This is a genomic window from Micromonospora olivasterospora (genome assembly GCF_007830265.1).
In the GTDB taxonomy this organism is placed as follows: Bacteria; Actinomycetota; Actinomycetes; order Mycobacteriales; family Micromonosporaceae; genus Micromonospora; species Micromonospora olivasterospora.
The window spans coordinates 851,056-870,214 of sequence record NZ_VLKE01000001.1; the positions used below are offsets into that span (position 1 = coordinate 851,056).

10 protein-coding genes and 3 pseudogenes are annotated in these 19,159 nt (G+C 76.5%); 9 read left to right on the forward strand and 4 right to left on the reverse strand.

Annotated elements, in window-relative coordinates:
• Window positions 1-2,059: 2,059 nt before the first annotated feature.
• Window positions 2,060-3,340, forward strand: a complete 1,281-nt coding sequence (locus tag JD77_RS31835; RefSeq protein ID WP_170286369.1) for a WG repeat-containing protein — start codon at window positions 2,060-2,062, stop codon at window positions 3,338-3,340.
• 118 nt (window positions 3,341-3,458) lie between these two features.
• Window positions 3,459-4,457, forward strand: coding sequence for an aldo/keto reductase family protein (locus tag JD77_RS03565; RefSeq protein ID WP_145773022.1), 999 nt, complete (start codon window positions 3,459-3,461; stop codon window positions 4,455-4,457).
• Between the two features lie 64 nt (window positions 4,458-4,521).
• Here JD77_RS03565 and JD77_RS03570 read toward each other — a convergent pair whose 3' ends face one another.
• Window positions 4,522-5,322, reverse strand: a complete 801-nt coding sequence (locus JD77_RS03570) for a site-2 protease family protein (protein WP_145773023.1) — start codon at window positions 5,320-5,322, stop codon at window positions 4,522-4,524.
• On the reverse strand, window positions 5,322-5,522 hold the full coding sequence (locus JD77_RS03575; protein ID WP_145773024.1) for a hypothetical protein: 201 nt from the start codon (window positions 5,520-5,522) through the stop codon (window positions 5,322-5,324). The genes JD77_RS03570 and JD77_RS03575 overlap by 1 nt, the downstream gene beginning before the upstream one ends.
• Window positions 5,523-5,665: 143 nt before the next feature.
• On the opposite strand from JD77_RS03575, the gene JD77_RS35390 reads away from it, so the two are divergent.
• The 4 genes and pseudogenes from JD77_RS35390 to JD77_RS03595 all read left to right on the forward strand — a co-directional run bounded on the left by JD77_RS35390 (window position 5,666) and on the right by JD77_RS03595 (window position 11,891).
• Window positions 5,666-7,528 (forward strand): serine/threonine-protein kinase, encoded by a 1,863-nt coding sequence (locus tag JD77_RS35390; protein ID WP_145773025.1) that lies wholly within the window; start codon window positions 5,666-5,668, stop codon window positions 7,526-7,528.
• Window positions 7,529-7,613: 85 nt separating this feature from the next.
• A complete protein-coding gene (locus JD77_RS03585) occupies window positions 7,614-9,779 on the forward strand; it encodes a bifunctional adenosylcobinamide kinase/adenosylcobinamide-phosphate guanylyltransferase (protein ID WP_170286370.1) in 2,166 nt (721 codons plus the stop codon).
• Window positions 9,769-10,541: pseudogene (gene cobS, locus JD77_RS03590) on the forward strand (adenosylcobinamide-GDP ribazoletransferase). The gene JD77_RS03585 and the pseudogene cobS overlap by 11 nt, the downstream one beginning before the upstream one ends.
• A gap of 63 nt (window positions 10,542-10,604) precedes the next feature.
• Window positions 10,605-11,891, forward strand: a complete 1,287-nt coding sequence (locus JD77_RS03595; protein WP_145773026.1) for a DUF2314 domain-containing protein — start codon at window positions 10,605-10,607, stop codon at window positions 11,889-11,891.
• Window positions 11,892-12,271: 380 nt separating this feature from the next.
• On the opposite strand, the pseudogene gcvT reads toward JD77_RS03595, so the two are convergent.
• Window positions 12,272-13,401 (reverse strand): annotated as a pseudogene (gene gcvT, locus JD77_RS03600) (glycine cleavage system aminomethyltransferase GcvT).
• Between the two features lie 163 nt (window positions 13,402-13,564).
• Here gcvT and JD77_RS03605 point away from each other — a divergent pair.
• A complete protein-coding gene (locus tag JD77_RS03605; protein WP_145773027.1) occupies window positions 13,565-15,136 on the forward strand; it encodes a leucyl aminopeptidase in 1,572 nt (523 codons plus the stop codon).
• Between the two features lie 105 nt (window positions 15,137-15,241).
• On the opposite strand, the gene JD77_RS03610 is transcribed toward JD77_RS03605, so the two are convergent.
• Window positions 15,242-15,574, reverse strand: a complete 333-nt coding sequence (locus JD77_RS03610) for a hypothetical protein (RefSeq protein WP_145777406.1) — start codon at window positions 15,572-15,574, stop codon at window positions 15,242-15,244.
• 175 nt (window positions 15,575-15,749) lie between these two features.
• Here JD77_RS03610 and lpdA point away from each other — a divergent pair, with 175 nt between their 5' ends.
• Entirely contained in the window at window positions 15,750-17,141 is a 1,392-nt protein-coding gene (gene lpdA / locus JD77_RS03615; RefSeq protein ID WP_145777407.1) for a dihydrolipoyl dehydrogenase, read from the forward strand.
• 73 nt (window positions 17,142-17,214) lie between these two features.
• Window positions 17,215-19,099: pseudogene (sucB, locus tag JD77_RS03620) on the forward strand (2-oxoglutarate dehydrogenase, E2 component, dihydrolipoamide succinyltransferase).
• Window positions 19,100-19,159: the final 60 nt, after the last annotated feature.

Sequence of the window (19,159 nt, forward strand, 5' to 3'; positions counted from 1 at the left end):
CACGACGATCGGCGGCCGACCGGGTACCCGCCGGCGGAGCCGCGCCGCCCCCGTCCCGACGGTCAACCACCTGCGCAGCGGCCGATCGAGGAGCCGGTACGCGAGCACGGACCGGGCGGGCCCCCGACGCCGGTCTCCGGCCCGCCCGGGCACGGTGCTCCCGGCCAGACCACGCAGCCCGGGGGGCCCGTGCCGGCGTCCGGCGTGCCCGGTCCGGATCTTCCCCGCCGGGGCGCCGCGTCACGGGGGCTGGTACCCGCTCCCAGCGCGCCGGAACTCCGGGCGCCGGTCTCGGCCCCGCCCGTCCAGCCGGTCTCGCGGGTGTCCGCCCCGCCGGTCTCGGGCCCGCCCGCCCCGCCGGTGTCCGCCCCGCCGGCCCCGCCGGTCTCGGGCCCGCCCGCCCCGCCGGTGTCCGCCCCGCCGGCCCCGCCGGTCTCGGGCCCGCCCGCCCCGCCGGTGTCCGCCCCGCCGGCCCAGCCGTCCGGGCCACCGATGGAGCCCGTGTCCGCGCCACCGGCGGAACCGGTCTCCGCGCCACCCGTCTCCGCGCCACCGGCGGAACCGGTCTCCGCGCCACCCGTCTCCGCACCACCGGTGGAACCGGTGTCCGGGCCACCGGCCGCCCGGCTCCGGCTGGAGTTCCTGCCGGCTCCCGGCCCGGCCGAGAGCCGACCCACGCCCGAGCCGCGCGAGGAGCCGCCGGCCGGGAACGACGAGCCGGTCCGTGCGCACCCGACGCCCCCCGATCCCGCGCCGGAATCGCCCGGTCGCGCGGGCTCCGACGGCCGCGTCGCGCCGAGCGCGGACGTCCCGCCGACGCGGGACGGCACGTCGGCCGCCGGTCCGCGCGGCGACGTACCGGCGCGCCCGCCGGTGCCACCGGCAGGGCCGGCGCCCGCCGCCGAGCCGGCCGTCAGGCCAGGGCCGGCGGCCGGCAAGGACGCCGAACCCGACAGTCGCGAGGAGCCCCCGGCCGGGAGCGCCCCGGGTGCCGACCGAACTCTGGCGGCCCGCGGCGGCTCCACCACGGCTCCCGCGGGCGAGCGGGCGTCCCCGGTACAGGTCGAGGGACCGGTCGGCCCGCAGCGAGATGCCCCTGCCAGGGCGGGCGAGGCCCGCGCCGGGCGCCCGCACGATCATCTGTCGTTGCCGGAGAAGCCCGACGGCGTGTCGTCTCCCTCTGCAGCAGATGATCACATCGGCGCCCGGGGCGGCATCGATTACGGCGTTACCAACCGTCCCGGCGAAGACGACGCCGCGGACGCCGGCCCGACCGCGCCGGCCGCGAGGGAGCCGGAGCAGTTCGGCCAGCGGGACGACGACCGCCCGGAGATCCGGGACGTACGGCAGGGACGCGCCGCCTCGCCGGAGCCCGCCGCCGTACCCGCCCCGTCGGCGTCCGCTCCGGTCGACGCGAGTGCCGGCGCGGCCGGTAGCACGGACGGGGCAGCTCCGGAGGCACCCGGCACAGCGAACGCGGCCGCCGTACCCGCCGACGCGCCCCCGCCGCCCGCCCAGTTCGACGAACCGGTTCAACCGGACGAGCCGGCACCGGTCGACGAGTCGGCACCGGTGGAGGCGGCGGCCCCCAGGGCCGCTCCGGCCTCGGGCGGCGCGGACGCCTGGTTCCGGCCGAGCCGCCCCGTGCCGCCGGTCGCCGCCGCACCCGCCGGCGGGCAACCCGCGCCGGCCGAGGACGACGCGGCCGACGAGGACGACGCGGCCGACAAGGACGAGGCGGCCGACGAGGACGACGCGGCCGAGCCCGTCACGGTGCCGCCGCCGGCAGTCACCGCCCCGGCGGCCGGTGACCCGCCGCCGGCCGGTGACACGCCGTCCCGCCCGGTGAGCGCGCCCCCGGCGTACCCGGTCTCGGGGGTGCCCGCGCACCCCGTGTCCGCACCCCCCGCGCACCCCGTCTCGGGGGTGCCGGCGCACCCCGTGTCCGGCGTACCCGCGCACCCCGTCTCCGCGCCGCCCGGTCGGCCGGTGTCGCCCGCCGGGCCGGGGCGCGGCCGGGCAGGACCGGCCGGCGGACCCGGAGCAGGCGCTCGCGGCGTTGCGGTGGCGGCTACACCCGGAGACCCTGCGCGAGGAGACGGACGACCCGGAGAAGCTGCGTACGGTGCGGGACGGGCTGACCGCGAAGCTCGACGTGGCCCTGGACAACCGGTCGCGGGCGCGGCTGCTCAGCCTCCGCGCGGTCGCGTCCCGCATCCTCGGCGACCTGGACGAGGCGCTCGACGACGCGCGGCTCGCCCTGACGTACGCCGAGGCCACCGGCGAGTTGCGACGGACCGCGCTGGCCCGGGCGCGGCTGGCCCAGGTGCTGCGCTGGCGGGGCGAGTTCGCCGAGGCCGACCGGCTCTTCGCCGAGGCGAACTCCAGCGAGCTGCCCGACCGGCTGCGGGCGGCCCTGCACGAGCACGCGGGGCGGTGCTGCTACGACCAGGGCCGGCTGATGGAGGCGTGCCACCACTTCGAACGGGCGCTGGACCTGCGCCGGGCCGACGACCCCGAGCTGACCGCGCGGACCCGCGTCGCGCTGGACGCGGTCGCCGAGCGGGCCGGCCGGGACGGCTTCGGCCCGTACCCGCGCACGCGGGACGAGATCGTCCGCGCGGGCCGGCCGCCGGTGCCCACGTTCGACCAGGACCAGCAGCGGTGGGGGTACGCCGACGCCGACGGCAACCTGGTGCTCGGCACCGACTACGCCGAGGTGCAGCCGTTCCGGGAGGGTGTGGCCTGGGTGCGCCGGCCGGAGGGGACCCGCTGGGCGCTGGTGGACGAGTCCGGGCGCACGCTCATCGAGGCGAACAACGGCTACCGGGCGGCCGGCTCGTTCTCCGACGGCCTGGCCTGGGTCTCGATGGACGGCACCGGTGGCTGGATGGCGATCGACATGTCCAACATCGTGGTGATCCCGCCCGGCTTCGACGACGTCCGCCCGTTCCGGGGCGGGCTCGCGACGGTGCGCGTGGGCGGCGGCTGGGGCGCGGTCGACCGGACGGGTGCCGTGGTGGTCCCCACCCGGTACCACAGCCTCACCACGGCGCTGGCCGACGGCCGCTACATCGACGGGTTCACCGAGGAGGGACTGGCCGTGGTCGAGCTGAACGGCCGGCGCGGGGTGGTGGACCGCACCGGGCGGGTGATCGTGGCGCCCGCGCACCCGACGGTGGTCGTCCACCCGGTCGCGTTCCTGATCGGCGACGGGGCGGGCCGCTGGGGGGCGCTCGACCGGCGGGGCGAGCGGCTGATCGACCGCGTGCACCCGAGCCGGGACCGGGTGCTCGAGGAGATCGACAAGCTGCTCGCCGACGCCACCCCGCTGCTGTGAGCCGCGCCACGCGTCGGGCGGCCCGCCCGGAAGGCGGCCGCCGCCCGGCGCTGCGCCCCGGCCCACCCCGCCGGCTCGCCGCCGCGTGACCATGATCGGACGGGGCTAGGGTCGAGAGATGGAATTCCGACACCTAGGCCGCTCGGGCCTGATGGTCAGCGAGATCTCGTACGGCAACTGGATCACCCACGGCTCGCAGGTCGAGGAGGACGCCGCCCTCGCCTGCGTCCGGGCCGCCCTGGACGCCGGCATCACCACGTTCGACACCGCCGACGTGTACGCCGGCACGAAGGCGGAGGAGGTGCTCGGGCGGGCGCTCAGGGGCGAGCGCCGCGAGGGGCTGGAGATCTTCACCAAGGTCTACTGGCCGACCGGCCCGGGCCGCAACGACAGCGGCCTGTCCCGCAAGCACATCATGGAGTCGATCAACGGCTCGCTGCGCCGGCTGCAGACCGACTACGTGGACCTCTACCAGGCCCACCGGTACGACCACAGCACGCCGCTGGAGGAGACGATGGAGGCGTTCGCCGACGTCGTGCACTCCGGCAAGGCGCACTACATCGGCGTGTCGGAGTGGACGGCGGCGCAGATCCGCGAGGCCCACCGGCTCGCCCGGGAGCTGCGCATCCCGCTGGTGTCCAGCCAGCCGCAGTACTCGATGCTGTGGCGGGTCATCGAGGCCGAGGTGATCCCCACCAGCGAGGAGCTGGGCATCGGGCAGATCGTCTGGTCGCCGATGGCGCAGGGCGTGCTCTCCGGCAAGTACCTGCCGGGCCAGCCGCCGCCCGCCGGCTCCCGCGCCACGGACGAGAAGTCGGGTGCGAACTTCATCGCCCGGTTCCTCACCGACGAGGTGCTGACCCGGGTGCAGCAGCTCAGGCCGCTGGCCGAGCAGGCCGGGCTGACCATGCCGCAGCTCGCCGTCGCCTGGGTGCTGCAGAACCCGAACGTCGCCTCGGCGATCATCGGCGCGTCCCGGCCCGACCAGGTGCACGACAACGTCAAGGCCGCCGGCGTGAAGCTCGACGCCGACCTGCTGAAGGCGATCGACGCCATCGTGGACCCGGTCACCGAGCGCGACCCGGCGAAGACGGTGTCCCCCGCCCGGCGCCCGTGATCCCGCCCGGGTCCGGCCGGCGCGGGCGCGCCGGCCGGACCCCGGGCATCATGATCGCGCGCCGTCAGCCCCGCCAGAAGCGGATCAGGTCGAGGCCGGCGACGTAGAGCTGCGGGGGCAAACCCAGCACATCCGCCACGGCGAAGATCCCGTCGAAGAACCAGCCGCCGATGCGCGGGTTCCACAGCAGCGCGAAGAGCAGGATGAACCCGTACGGGGCGAACAGGTCGTACATCCGCCGCCACTGCGGGTTCAGCCACGGCTGGATCATGTTGCCGCCGTCCAGCCCGGGCACCGGCAGCAGGTTGAGCACGCTCGCGGTGAGCTGGAGGAACGCCAGCAACGCCACGCCGGCCCAGAACTCGACCGACCCGTTGCCGCCGAACCCGAGCCGCAGGACGGCCACCAGCAGCACGGTGAACAGCACGTTGGTGGCCGGGCCGGCGAGGCTGACCAGGGTGTGCCGCCCCCGGCCCGGGATGGCGTGCCGGTCCACCCACACCGCCCCGCCGGGCAGGCCGATCCCGCCGAGCAGCACCACCACCACGGGCAGCACGATCGACAGCAGCGGGTGGGTGTACGTGAAGGGGTTGAGCCGCAGGTAGCCCCGATGCGCGACGCCGCGGTCGCCGGCCCGGTACGCGACCAGCGCGTGAGCGTACTCGTGCAGGCAGAGCGAGACCAGCCAGCCCGAGACGACGAAGAGGAACACGTCGAACCGGACGTTGCCGATCCGGTTCCAGGCCAGCACGGCGCTGGTCGCCATCAGGGCGACCAGGCCGACGAAGATCGGGCTGGGCCGGAACGCGTCCCGGGGCACCCCGAGCACCAGCGGCTCGCCGGCGCCCGGGCGGTCGCCGGTCATCACTCGGCCGGAGGCTGCAGGCTCATCCGGTACTCCACCCGGTCGTCCTCGACGAGCGTTACCGTGGTGACGCCGGACGCCGCGAGTTCCCGCCAGGTCTGGCCGATCCACGACTCGGCGTCCGCCTGGCTGCCGAACGTCTCCGCCGGTCCCCCGACCGACGCGCCGTCCGCGCCCTCGTACCGCCAGCTCCACGCCATGCCGCGTCTCCCCTCGCCGCTGAGTCCCCTGGGACGAACCCCCGCAAGCGTAGTCGGCCCCGCACGGGACGGGCCCGGCGCTCCGTCCGCGGCGGGCGGCCGGGTGGGTCATCGGGGCAGTTCCGGGCCGGTACGGTGGCGCGGTGCTGACTCAAGGAGTGCTGCTCGGCGGCCGGTACCTGCTCACCGAACGCGTCGCGACCGGCGGCATGGGCGCCGTGTGGCGGTGCACGGACACCCTGCTGGACCGGGTGGTGGCCGTGAAGGTGCTGCTGCCGTCGCTGACCGCCGATCCGGAGTTCACCACGCGGTTCCACGCCGAGGCCAGGATGATGGCCGCCCTGCGCCACCCCGGCATCGTCGCCGTGCACGACTTCGGGCAGTCCACCCTCGACGACGGCAGCCAGGTCAGCTACCTGGTGATGGAGTACGTCGACGGCGAGCCGCTGGTGACCTGGATGCGCCGGGCGGGGCGGCTGGACCCGGCGTCCACGATGTCGGTGGTGGCCCAGGCGGCGGGGGCGCTGCACGTCGCCCACACGGCGGGGATCGTGCACCGCGACGTCAAGCCGGGCAACCTGATGGTGCAGCGGGACGGCACGGTGGTGCTGGTCGACTTCGGCATCGCCCGGTCCCGCGGCGCGGCCAGCATCACCGCCGCGCACACCGTGCTCGGCACCGCCTCGTACATGTCCCCCGAGCAGGCCACGGGCCAGCCGGTGTCGGCGGCCACCGACGTCTACGCCCTCGGCGCGGTGGCCTACTACTGCCTCGCCGGCCGGCCCCCGTTCGACGGGACCAACCCGTTGCAGGTGGCCATGCGGCACGCCCAGGACGAGCCGGCGCCGCTGCCGCCGGGCACCCCGCCGCCGGTGGTGGAGCTGATCGCCCGGGCGATGGCGAAGCGCCCCGCCGACCGGTACGCCAGCGCGGCGGAGCTGGCCGACGCGGCCCTGGAGGCGCGCGACGCCACGATGGCCACCTTTCCGGTCTCGGCCCGCCCGCCGTGGGCGGTGCCGGGCCCGGCACCGAGCGCCCCATCCACACCTCCCGGCGTCCCGACCCCGCCTCCCGTCGTCCCGACCCCGCCCACCGGCGTCCCGACCCCGCCTCCCGTCGGCCCGGCCCGGCCGATGCCCCCGGAAGCCCAGGTCACCCCGCCCACGCCGGCCGGCCCACCGCCGGTCCCGCCGGCCGTACCCGTACCCGCCCCCCGGCCCGGCGGCCCCGCGCCGTACCTGCCGGGGGTCTCGTCCGGGCCCGGCCCGGACGGTGGCCTGCCGGCCACCCTGGAGACCGAGACCGCCGGTTCCCGGCGGCGTCGCCGTCTCGCGCTGGCCGGCGTCGCCGCCGCGGTGGCCGCGGTGCTGGTGGCCGTCGTCGCCGCGACGGCGCTCTGGTGGGCCCCGGGACAGGCCGCGCAGGAGCCGCCGGCCGCGCTGGACGGGGGTTCGGCACCGGCCGTGGCCGGGCCCGGTGACGCCGGCACGATCCGCTCGGTCCGGCCCGCCCCCACCGGCGTCGCCGCCTCGGCGACGCCGTCCGGGTCCGCCCGCCCCGGCACCACCGCCCGGCCGACCCGCCCCGCCGACGACGCGGCCGCGCCCTCCGGCGCCGCGAGCGCCAGCCCCCGCCCGGGTACGACCACCACCGCCCCGCCGAAGCCGAACCCGTACACGGCGGCGCGGGTCTGCGGCAGCGGGTACGCCGTGATCGACTCGGCGACGCTGACCGGTTCCGACGGTGTCCGGCGCGGGCGGGTGTTCCTGCTGTACAAGGCCGCGACGGGAGAGAACTGCGTGGTGACGCTCAAGGACACCGGGGTGGGCGTGAAATCGGCCGTGTCCGCGTACCTGGAGGTGCAGGGGAAGGCCCGGGTCACCGACGGCGGCTCCTTCGCGTACTACGCCGGGCCGGTGCGGGCGGCCGCGGCCCGGGCCTGCGTCAGGTGGGGCGGCTCGGTCGGCGGGGCCGGCTACGGCAGCCCGTACGAGCACTGCGGCTGAGCGTTCGACGCGGGCGCCGCCGCGACCGCCGGTCGGCGTACGGGCCGGCGGGCGGCGCGGCCTGCGGCGGCCTTAAGGTACGGGCATGTCCGTTGACGGGTGGCACACGCTCCTGGTGCTCGGCGGTATCCGCTCGGGCAAGTCCGAGTTCGCAGAGTCCCTGGTCGCCGACGCGTCCACGGTCCGCTACGTGGCGACGGCGGCGACCGGCGACCCGGCGGACGCCGAGTGGGCGGCCCGCCTGGCGGCGCACCGCGGCCGGCGGCCGGCCGGCTGGACCACGGAGGAGACGGCCGACGACCCGCGCCGACTGGCCGACGTCATCGCGTCCGCCGGCCCCGGCGAGACACTGCTCGTCGACGACCTCGGCGGCTGGGTGACCGTCCTGCTCGACCCGGCCCACCAGCCGGCCGACGACACGGCCACCATCGCGGAGCTGGCCGCGGCGGTCCGCGGCTGCCCGGCCCGGCTCGTGCTGGTCAGCCCCGAGGTGGGCCTGTCGCTGGTGCCGGCCACGCCGTTGGGCCGGGCGTTCGCCGACGCCCTCGGCTCGGCCAACCGGGCGGTTGCCGAGGCGTGCGACGCGGTCGTCCTCGTGGTCGCCGGCCAGGCGTGCTGGCTGAAGCCGGCCGCCCCGGCCCGCGCCGCCGCCGTCCCGGCGCAGCCCGCCGCGCCCGACCGGGTGGCCGCCGACAGGGGCGAGATGGCCGCCGGCCAGGGCTGGGAGGCCGCCCTGCCGGACGTGCTGACCCCGGCCGCCGTCTCCCCGGCCCCGCCCGCCGCCCCGCAGCCGGAGGGCGCCCCGTGGGCCGCGCCGACGATGGCGCTGCCGATGGTCGCCACGGGCCTGGTCATCCAGCCCGGGATGGACCTGCCCATGCCGGACGAGCACACGGGCCCGCAGGCCGTGGAGCGGCTCGCCACCCTCGACCTGCCCGGGGCGGGGCTGGGCGTGCTGGAACGGGTGGTCGCCTTCGCCGCCGCCACCCAGGGCACCCCGACCCCGGCGCCCTGGGACGCCGTACGGGTGCTGCTGCTGCACGGCGACCACAACGGCGGCGCGGCGGCGGGCGCCTCGACCGCGGAGTCGGCCCGCCGGGCCGCGCAGGCCCGCGCCGGCCAGGGCGCGCTGGCCCGGCTGGCCGCCGAGAACGGCGCCAGCCTCCAGGTGGCGGAGGCCCCGGCCGCCGCCCCGATGGAGGGCATGCCCGCGCTGGATCCGGAGACCGTGGACAAGGCCCTGCGGTACGGCTGGCGGCTCGCCGAGGAGGCCGCCGACGCGGGCGTACGGCTGCTGGTGTTGGGGGCGTGCGGGGCCGGCACGGAGGCGGCGGCGGCCGCCGTGCTCGCGGCGACCGCCGGGGCGGAGCCGCCGGCGGTGCTGGGCCGGGTCGTGACGGAGCACGGCCAGATCGACGACGCGGCCTGGATGCGGCGCTGCGCCGCCGTCCGAGACGCGATGCACCGCACCCGGCGCTCGCCCCGCGACGCCCGGGACGCGCTGGCCGAGCTGGGCGGCGGGACGATCGCGGTGGCCACCGGCGTGCTGCTCGGGGCGACCGCCCGCCGGGTTCCGGTGCTGCTCGACGGCCCGGTCGGCATCGCCGCCGGCCTGGTCAGCCGGGATCTGGCCGGGCAGGCCCGGCACTGGTGCCTGCTGGCCGACGACGGGGGCCATCCGGCGGTCCGGCTGGGTGCCGACGTGCTGGGCCTGACCCCGCTGCTCGACCTGCGGCTCGACCTGGGCGAGGGCGCGAACGCCCTGGCCGCGCTGCCGCTGCTGCGCTCGGTGCTGGCGCTGGCCGCCGGGCTGCCCGCCCGGCCGGTCGCCGGAGCGGGCGCGGGCGCCGACGGGCCGGGCGGCCGCACGGTCGACGCCACCGACGAGCCGGGCGACGGCACGGAGCCGGACTTCCGCGAGCCCGAGCCGGCGGGCCCCGGGCCGGCCACCACCGGGCCGACCGAACCAGCCAAGCCGGCGGAACCGGGGGAACCAGCGGAACCAGCCAAGCCGGCCGAACCGGCGGAACCAGCCAAGCCGGCGGAACCAGCGGAACCAGCCAAGCCGGCCGAACCGGCGGAACCAGCCAAGCCGGCGGAACCGGCGGAACCAGCCGAGCCGGCGGAACCGGCGGAACCAGCCAAGCCGGCGGAAGCGGACCGGCCGGCCGGCATCGAGCCGGCCGAGGAGCCGACGACCGGGTCGGCCGGGGCCGCCACGGCGGACCCGGCCGGGCGGCGTGCCGGCTGAGGGGCGCCTCGGCGACGGCCTGCGGCTGGCGCTCACCACGTTCAGCACGCTGCCGGTGCGCGGCGGCCGGGTGGACCGGGCCGCGGCGGGCGCCGCGATGGCGCTCGCCCCGGCCGTCGGTGCGCTGCTCGGCGCGGCGCTCGCCGGGGCGCTGCTGGCCCTGGCGTCCGTCACGGCGCCGCTGGTCGCGGCCGGGGTGACGGTCGGCGTCGGCGCCCTGCTCACCCGGGGGCTGCACCTGGACGGGCTGGCCGACACCGTCGACGCGCTCGGCTCGTACCGGCGGGGGGCGGCGGCACTGGAGATCATGAAGAAGCCGGACGTGGGCCCCTTCGGAGTGGTCGCGCTGGTGGTCGTACTGCTGGTGCAGGCCGCCGCGCTCGCGGAGCTGGCGGCCGGGCCGTGGCCGGCGACGCTCGCGGCCGTGGTGGCGGCCACGGCGGCCGGCCGGCTCGGGGTGACCGTGGCCTGCCGGCGGGGGTGCCGGCGGCCCGCCCGGACGGGCTCGGCGCGCTGGTCGCCGGCACCGTCGGGCCGCCCGCGGTGGCCCTCGGCGCGGCCGCCGTCGCGCTCGTCGCCGTGGCCGCCGTGCCGGGCCGGCCGTGGCAGGGGCCGGCCGCCGTGCTCGCCGCCCTCGCCGTCGCGGTGCTGCTGCTGCGGCACGTGGTACGCCGCCTCGGCGGCGTCACCGGCGACGTGCTCGGCGCGGCGGTGGAGGTGGTCACCACGCTGGTCTACCTGGGTCTGGTGGCGAGCCGCTGACCCTCGGGCGGCGGGGCGGGTAGCGTTTCGGGCGACAGGGCGGCGTGAGGAGACGGGAGGGCCATGCTCATCACGGACGACTTCCTGCCGGTCCCCGTCCCGGAGTCGCTCAGCGCGACCTACCTGGTGCCGACGCGGGGGCTGCCGCGGGTCGGTCCGAAGGCCGCCGTCCGGGGGCTGGCCGGCCGGCTCGCCGAGCCGGTGCACGGGCTGGCGACGCAGATGCTGGACAGCCCGCTGATGAGCGTGGACACCCGGCCGATCGGCGAGTTCCCCGAGCTGCCGCCGGACCTGCTCGCCGCGTTCGGGGCGAGCGAGGCGCAACTCGACCGGCTCGCCGCGGCCACCCACCTCGTCGTCGTGCAGGCGGAGTACCGGCCGGGCTGGCCGCCGGCGCACGAGTGGGCGGCGCGTGCGGTGGCCGCCGCGGTCGCCGAGCGCTCCGGCGGGGACGTGGTGGACGTCTTCGGCCTGCAGTTCCTCGACCCGGCGGCGGCGCTGCGGTCGCTGCCCGACGCGCAGGGGCGGGTTCGCCTGATCGACTGGATCCTCGTGCCGTACTCCTCCGACGCCGACGGGCTGTGGTTCACCACGAAGGGGCTGCGGCGGTTCGGGCTGCTGGAGCTGCAGACCCAGGGGGTACCCGACCACCTGACCCGGGCCTGGGGCGCGGTGATGACCGGGGCGGCCCGGCGGCTGCTGCGGGAGTGGACCGACGGTCTGGCCGGCGAGGAGGTGCCCGCGTTCGTGCAGCTGCCGGTGCTCGCCACGGTCACCGGGCACGACATCGCGGTGGCGTACGGCAACCCGGAGCAGCACGGGGCGACCGCGCCGGTGCTGCTGCGGTTGGAACTGGACCCGGCGACCGACCCGGAGGCGGACTCGTTCCTGAGCCTGCGCCCGCCGCCCGGGCACCCGGGGCCGGCCGGCCGGTACTTCGCCGCGGCCTGCGCCACCCTGTTCGCCGGCATCCAGCCGGACGTCCGCTACACCCGCCCCGGGGACGCGATGAGCAGGGCGATCGCCACCGCCCGGGCCGGCCTGGACGACGTCCGGGCCCGGTTCCTGGCCGGCGCGCTGCCGCCGGAGTCGCAGCTCGTCGTCAAGTACGGCCTGCCCGGCGACGACGGACCCGAGTACGTCTGGGCCGGCGTGGCCTCGTGGGACTCCCCGGAGCGGATCACGGGCGCCAGCGCCAGCGACGCCGCCAACGACCCGAGCGTCCGGATCGGCTCCCCGGTGGTGGTCGAGGCGGCCGACGTCGTCGACTGGGCAGTCCTCGACGGCACAGGCGTGATCGAGGGCGGCTGGACGCAGGCCGTCCTGGACGCCGGCGAATCCCCCGCCTGACCCGCCGCCCTTCCAGCGCACCCGCCCGGCAGCCGGCCCGCCGATCCCGCCGGCCCCACCGGCCCGCCGGCCTCGCCGGCCTCGCCGATCCCGCCGGCCCCGCCGGCCCCGCCGATCCCGCCGGCCCCGCCGATCCCGCCGATCCCGCCGATCCCGCCGGCCCGCCGGCCCCGCCGGCCCCGCCGGCCCCGCCGGCCCCGACGATCAAGAGATTTGCGTCAACGGGAGCGCCGTTCCTGACGCATTCTTCTTGATCACCGGGGCGGGCGGGGGCCCGGGGCCGGGGCGGGGCCCGGGGCCGGGGCCGGGGCCCGGCACCGGGGCCGGGGCGGGGGCCCGGCACCGGGGCCGGGGCGGGGGCCCGGCACCGGGATCGGCGGTTACTTGACCGAGGGCTGCACGAAGGGGGGGCGGGTGAGACGCATCGGGGCGCGGCGGCCGCGGATGTCGACCTCGACCGTCGCGTCGTCGGCCAGGCCGGCCGCGGTGTCCACGAGGGCCAGGGCGATGCCGAGCTTGCGGGTCGGCGAGAAGGTGCCGCTGGTGACCGTGCCGACGGCCTGCTCACCCGCGTACACGGTCATGCCGGCGCGCGGGATCGCCCGGTCGACGGCCTCCAGGCCGCGCAGCGTACGCCGGGGGCCGGCCGCCTTCTCGGCGAGCAGCGCGTCGCGGCCCAGAACGCCGGCTTGCCCCAGCCGACGGCCCAGCCCGCGCGGGCCTGCACCGGGGTGATGTCCGGCGACAGGTCCTGCCCGTGCAGCGGGTACCCCATCTCGGTGCGCAGCGTGTCCCGCGCGCCCAGCCCGCACGCCCGGAGCTCGAAGCCCTCCCCCGCGGCGAACAGCGCGTCCCAGACCGCGACGGCGTGCTCGGCCGGCACCACCAGCTCGTAGCCCAGCTCGCCGGTGTAGCCGGTGCGGCAGACGGTCAGGTCGGCCCCGGCCAGGGTGGCGGGCCGGAAGCTCATGTAGCCGTGGTCGGTGGGCAGGCCCAGCGCGTCGAGCAGCTCCGCCGAGCGCGGCCCCTGCACGGCCAGCACCGCGTACGCCTCGTGTTCGTCGGTGACGACCACGTGCTCCGGGGCGGCGGCGCGCAGCCGGCGCACCACCTCGGCGGTGTTCGCGGCGTTCGGGATGAGGAAGACGTGGTCGGAGGCGTACAGGTAGGCGATGATGTCGTCCACCACGCCGCCGGTGGCGTCGTCACAGCACAGCGTGTACTGCGCGCCGCCCGGGGCGATCCGGCCGAGGTCGTTGGTCAGGCACGCGTTGACGAAGTCCGCGGCCCCCGGCCCGGCCACCCGCGCCTTGCCCAGGTGCGACACGTCGAACACGCCGACCCCGGCGCGAACCGCCGCGTGTTCCTTGAGCACCCCGCCCCCGGCGTACTCCAGCGGCATCTCCCAACCGCCGAACGGGGCGAACTTGGCGCCGAGGGCGGCGTGCCGCTCGTGCAGCGGGGAACGGCGCAGTCGGATCGCGGCGGCGCCGGAGGTCACGTCGGTCATGGGTGGCAACTTACCGGCCCTTGAACGGCTGGTTAGCATCGGCGGGACCCTGCCGGCGGCGTTCGGCGGGACAGCCAATCATCCGGCGGGTAGGTTGCCGCCGGAGACCTTCATCGCCGGTACGCGACGACGCGTCCGGCCCGGCCCGCCCGGAGTTGCCTCAGTGACATCGCCCAGCACCACCCTCAGTCTGGTCGACACCGACCCCGCCGAACTCGCCGTCGACGCGATCGTGATCGGCCTCTACAGCCAGAGCGGGGAGCAGGCTGCCGATGCCGGCCCCGCCGGCGCGCTGCTGCTGGCCAGCGGCGCCGAGAGCATCGCCGCGGCCTTCGACGGCAAGCTCACCGAAACGCTGGCGCTACTCGGCGCGACCGGCGCCCCGGGTGAGGTCGTCAAGCTGGCAACCCTGGGCACGGTCACCGCCCCGGTCGTCGTCGCGGTCGGGCTCGGCGGCGAGCCGACCGGCGCCGCCCCCGCGCCGGAGGCCCTGCGCCGGGCGGCCGGGTCGGCCGTGCGGGCCCTGGCCGGGGCGCGCCGGGTGGCGCTGAGCCTGCCGCTGCCCGACGACGCCGACGCGGCGGCCGCGCTGCGGGCGGTCGCCGAGGGCGCGCTGCTCGGCGGGTACCGCTTCGCCGGCTACAAGACGCGGCCGCAGCCGGCTCGGCGGGAGCCGGTGGCCGAGGTGCTGGTCGCCGTCCCCGACGCGGGCGACGCGAGCGCCCAGGCCGAGGTGACCCGGGCGCAGGCCGTGACGAACGCGGTCCGGCTCACCCGGGACTGGGTGAACACCGCTCCGAACCTGCTGCGCCCGCCGGCGTTCGCCGACGCGGTGGCCGAGGCCGCCCGCGAGGCGGGGCTGGGCGTCGAGGTGCTGGACGAGGCGGCTCTGGCGGCCGGCGGCTACGGCGGCATCCTCGCCGTCGGCCAGGGCTCGGAGGCCCCGCCGCGCCTGGTCAAGCTGACCTACACCCCGGAGGGCGGCGGCAACGGCAAGCGGGTCGCGCTGGTCGGCAAGGGCATCACCTTCGACACGGGCGGCGTCTCGATCAAGCCCGCGCAGGGCATGTGGGAGATGAAGTCCGACATGGGCGGCGCGGCGGCCGTCGGCGCCGCCATGCTGGCGATCGCCGCGCTGAAGCCGTCGGTCGCGGTGACCGGGTACCTGCCGATGGCCGAGAACATGCCGTCCGGCACCAGCTACCGGCCGGGCGACGTGATCAGCATGTACAACGGCAAGCAGGTGGAGGTGCTCAACACCGACGCCGAGGGCCGGATGGTCCTCGCCGACGCCATCGCCCGGGCCTGCGAGGACGGCACCGACTACCTGTTCGAGACCTCCACCCTGACCGGCGGGCAGGTCATCTCGCTGGGCAAGCGGATCGCCGGCGTGATGGGCACCCCGGAGCTGTGTGAGCGGGTGAAGGCCGCCGGCGAGGCCACCGGCGAGCCGGCCTGGCCGATGCCGCTGCCGGACGACGTGCGCAAGGGCATGGACTCCGACGTCGCCGACATCTCGCAGGTCAACGCCGGCATGGACCGGGCGGGCCACATGCTCCAGGGCGGGGTCTTCCTGCGCGAGTTCGTCACGGACGACGTGGCCTGGGCGCACATCGACATCGCCGGCCCGAGCTACCACTCGGGCGAGGCGACCGGCTACTGGACCAAGGGCGGCACGGGCGTCCCGGTCCGCACCCTGGTCCACCTGGTCGAGGACATCGCGGCGAACGCCTGACGCCGCTCGAGCTCGGCGCAGACTCACGGAGAGAGTGGCCATTCCGCGCGGAATGGTCACTCTCTCCGTGCAACAGGGCACGCCCGCATACGCGTACGGGCGTGTTCAGTACAGCTCGGGGCGGCGCTTGCGGCGCTCGTTGTAGTCGCGCATGCGCTGGGGATACCCCATGAGTCGCACGTCGTAGACCGGGATGGCCAGGCGGTGGGCGAAGCGACGGGCGCCCTCCGGGCCGTCGATGCGGCGGCGGGTCCACTCCCCGTCGTCGGCGATCAGGATGACCGTCGTCTCGGTGACCGTGGTCCGCGGCTCGATGTACGCCTCGACGCCCCGCCGGGTCCGGACGAAGTTCTCCAGGTGGTCGAGATCGGCGCGGTCGGCCGGCCGGTCGCCGCCCGCCGGGCGCGCCTGCTTGCGTCGTCGTCGGAACAGCGCCACCGACCGTCCCCCCATGTCCGTCATCGAAGAGCATGGCAAGCGTACGTGCCGGAGACGTGTCGTTGGGCACCTCACTACGCGTCCGGTGCGGGGTGGTGACAAGATGACCGAGGTGGGGGCGGCCACTGTCACCCGCCGTGACCCCCGATGCAGCGACGCGACCTGGGAGTTGGACGTGAGCGAGCCGAACGACGCAACCTTCGACATCGTCATCCTCGGAGGTGGTAGCGGCGGCTACGCGACCGCGCTGCGTGCCGCCCAGCTGAACCTGTCGGTCGCGCTGATCGAGAAGGGCAAGCTCGGCGGGACCTGCCTGCACAACGGCTGCATCCCCACCAAGGCGCTGCTGCACGCCGCCGAGATCGCCGACCAGACCCGCGAGTCGGAGCAGTTCGGCGTCAAGGCCGAGCTGGTCGGCATCGACATGGCCGGGGTCAACGCGTACAAGGACGGGGTCATCTCCCGCCTCTACAAGGGCCTGCAGGGCCTGGTGGGCGGTTCCAAGAACATCACGTTCGTGGCGGGCGCCGGCAAGCTGGTCGCGCCGAACGCCGTCGAGGTCGACGGCAAGCGGTACACCGGCCGCAACGTCGTGCTGGCCTCCGGCTCGTACGCGAAGAGCCTGCCCGGCCTGGAGGTCGACGGCGAGCGGGTCATCACCAGCGACCACGCGCTGACGCTGGACCGGGTCCCGTCCTCCGCGATCGTGCTCGGTGGCGGCGTCATCGGCGTCGAGTTCGCCAGCGTGTGGAAGTCCTTCGGCGTCGACGTGACCATCATCGAGGCGCTGCCCCGCCTGGTCGCCGCCGAGGACGAGGAGTCGTCGAAGGCGCTGGAGCGGGCGTTCCGCAAGCGGAAGATCAACTTCAAGGTCGGCAAGCCGTTCGAGAAGGTCGAGAAGACCGAGAACGGCGTGCGGGTGACCATCGCCGGCGGCGAGACCGTCGAGGCCGAGCTGCTGCTGGTCGCCGTCGGCCGCGGCCCGAACACCGCCAACCTCGGGTACGAGGAGCAGGGCGTCAGGATGGACCGCGGCTACGTGCTGACCGACGAGCGGCTGCGCACCAGCGTGCCGAACGTCTACGCCGTCGGCGACATCGTGCCCGGCCTCCAGCTCGCCCACCGCGGCTTCCAGCAGGGCATCTTCGTGGCCGAGGAGATCGCCGGCAACAACCCGGCCGTGATCGACGAGGCCGGCGTCCCGCGGGTCACCTACTGCGAGCCGGAGCTGGCATCGGTCGGCCTGACCGAGGCGAAGGCCAAGGAGCAGTACGGCGCCGACAAGGTCAAGAGCTACAACTACAACCTGGGCGGCAACGGCAAGAGCCAGATCCTCAAGACGGCCGGCTTCGTGAAGCTGGTCCGGGTGGAGGACGGCCCGGTGGTCGGCGTGCACATGGTCGGCGCCCGGGTCGGTGAGCTGATCGGCGAGGCGCAGCTCATCTACAACTGGGAGGCGTACCCGGCCGAGGTGGCGCAGCTCGTGCACGCCCACCCGACGCAGAACGAGGCCCTGGGCGAGGCGCACCTGGCCCTCGCCGGCAAGCCGCTGCACGCGCACGCCTGATCGAGAACTGATACCCGCGGCGTCCGGCGGCAGACGGGCGAGATGCACCAGGGAACGAAGGAGTCTTAGAGAGATGCCGGTATCGGTCACCATGCCTCGGCTCGGCGAGAGCGTCACCGAGGGCACCGTCACCCGCTGGCTCAAGCAGGAGGGTGACACCGTCGAGGTCGACGAGCCGCTGCTCGAGGTCTCGACCGACAAGGTCGACACCGAGATCCCGTCGCCGGCGGCGGGCGTGCTGAGCCGGATCGTGGTGGGCGAGGACGAGACCGCCGAGGTCGGCAGCGAGCTGGCGGTCATCGCCGGCGAGGGCGAGCCGGCGGGCGGTGGCGCGGCCCCGCAGCAGGAGGAGCCGGCCGCCGAGGCCGCCCAGGCCGCGGCCGAGCCGCAGGCCGAGGCGGAGCAGCCGGCCGTGCAGGAGCCGGCCCCGGCGGCCCCGGCGACCCCGGCCCCGGCCCCGGCGGGCCAGGGCACCCCGGTGAAGATGCCGGCACTCGGCGAGAGCGTCACCGAGGGTACGGTCACCCGCTGGCTCAAGCAGGTCGGCGACACCGTCGAGGTCGACGAGCCGCTGCTCGAGGTCTCCACCGACAAGGTCGACACCGAGATCCCGTCGCCGGTCGCCGGCACGCTGCTGGAGATCAAGGTCGCCGAGGACGAGACCGCGGCGGTCGGCGCGGACCTGGCGATCGTCGGCGCGGCCGGCGCCGCCCCGGCGGAGCAGCCGGCGCCGAAGCCCGAGCCGACGGCGGCGGCCCGGCGCCGAAGCCCGAGCCGAAGGCGGCGGCCCCGGCGCCGAAGCCCGAGCCGAAGGCGGCGGCCCCGGCGCCGAAGCCGCAGGTTGAGGCCCCGGCCCCGAAGGTCGAGGAGCCGACCCCGGGCGTGTCGTACAACGAGCCGGCGGCGGAGGCCGAGACGGCGGCCCGGCCCGCGCAGGCCGAGCGGCAGGCGACCCCGGCGGCGCCGACGGCCGCCCCGCAGCGCCCGGCGCCCGCGCAGGGCGGCGGCGAGGAGGCGGCCGGCTACGTGACCCCGCTGGTACGCAAGCTCGCCAGCGAGCACGGCGTGGACCTGTCCGCCGTGCGGGGCACCGGCGTCGGCGGCCGGATCCGCAAGCAGGACGTGCTGGAGGCGGCGGAGCGGGCCAAGGCCGCGAAGGCCGCGCCTGCACCGGCCGCCCAGCCGGCCGCCGCGGCGGCCCCGCCAAGCCGGCCGCGAAGCCGCAGCCGAGCGCGAAGCGCGGCACCACCGAGAAGCTGCCCCGGATCCGCGCGGTCATCGCCAAGCGGATGCAGGAGTCGCTGCACGAGATGGCGCAGCTCACCACGGTGGTCGAGGTGGACGTCACCAAGGTCGCCAAGCTGCGGGCCCGGGCCAAGGACTCGTTCCAGCAGCGGCACGGCGTGAAGCTGTCGTTCCTGCCGTTCTTCGCCCTGGCGGCCGTCGAGGCGCTGCAGGCGTACCCGATCGTCAACGCCAGCATGGACCTGGACGCCGGCTCGATCACCTACCCCGACGCCGAGCACCTGGGCATCGCGGTGGACACCGAGCGCGGCCTGATGGTGCCGGTGATCCACAACGCCGGTGACCTCAACCTGGGCGGGCTGGCCAAGCGGATCGCCGACCTGGCCGACCGCACCCGGACCAACAAGATCAGCCCGGACGAGATCGCCGGGGCGACCTTCACCCTGACCAACACCGGCAGCCGGGGCGCCCTCTTCGACACCCCGATCGTGCCGAGCCCGCAGTCGGCGATGCTCGGCACGGGTGCCGTGGTCAAGCGGCCGGTCGTGGTGAACGACCCGGAGCTGGGCGAGGTGATCGCGGTCCGCTCGATGGTCTACCTGGCCCTGTCGTACGACCACCGGCTCATCGACGGCGCCGACGCGGCCCGCTTCCTGGTCGCGGTGAAGGAGCGGCTGGAGGCCGGCAACTTCGAGGCCGAGTTGGGCCTGTAACCCGCGGCACGACGAACGAGGGGCGCTCCGGTCACACCGACCGGGGCGCCCCTCGCCGTT

Excerpts from the sequence above, each read along its gene's own strand:
- JD77_RS03565 (WP_145773022.1), top strand. The coding sequence starts at position 3,459 with ATGGAATTCCGACACCTAGGCCGCTCGGGCCTGATGGTCAGCGAGATC.
- JD77_RS03570 (WP_145773023.1), bottom strand. The coding sequence starts at position 5,322 with ATGACCGGCGACCGCCCGGGCGCCGGCGAGCCGCTGGTGCTCGGGGTG.
- JD77_RS03575 (WP_145773024.1), bottom strand. The coding sequence starts at position 5,522 with ATGGCGTGGAGCTGGCGGTACGAGGGCGCGGACGGCGCGTCGGTCGGG.
- JD77_RS03585 (WP_170286370.1), top strand. The coding sequence starts at position 7,614 with ATGTCCGTTGACGGGTGGCACACGCTCCTGGTGCTCGGCGGTATCCGC.
- JD77_RS03595 (WP_145773026.1), top strand. The coding sequence starts at position 10,605 with ATGCTCATCACGGACGACTTCCTGCCGGTCCCCGTCCCGGAGTCGCTC.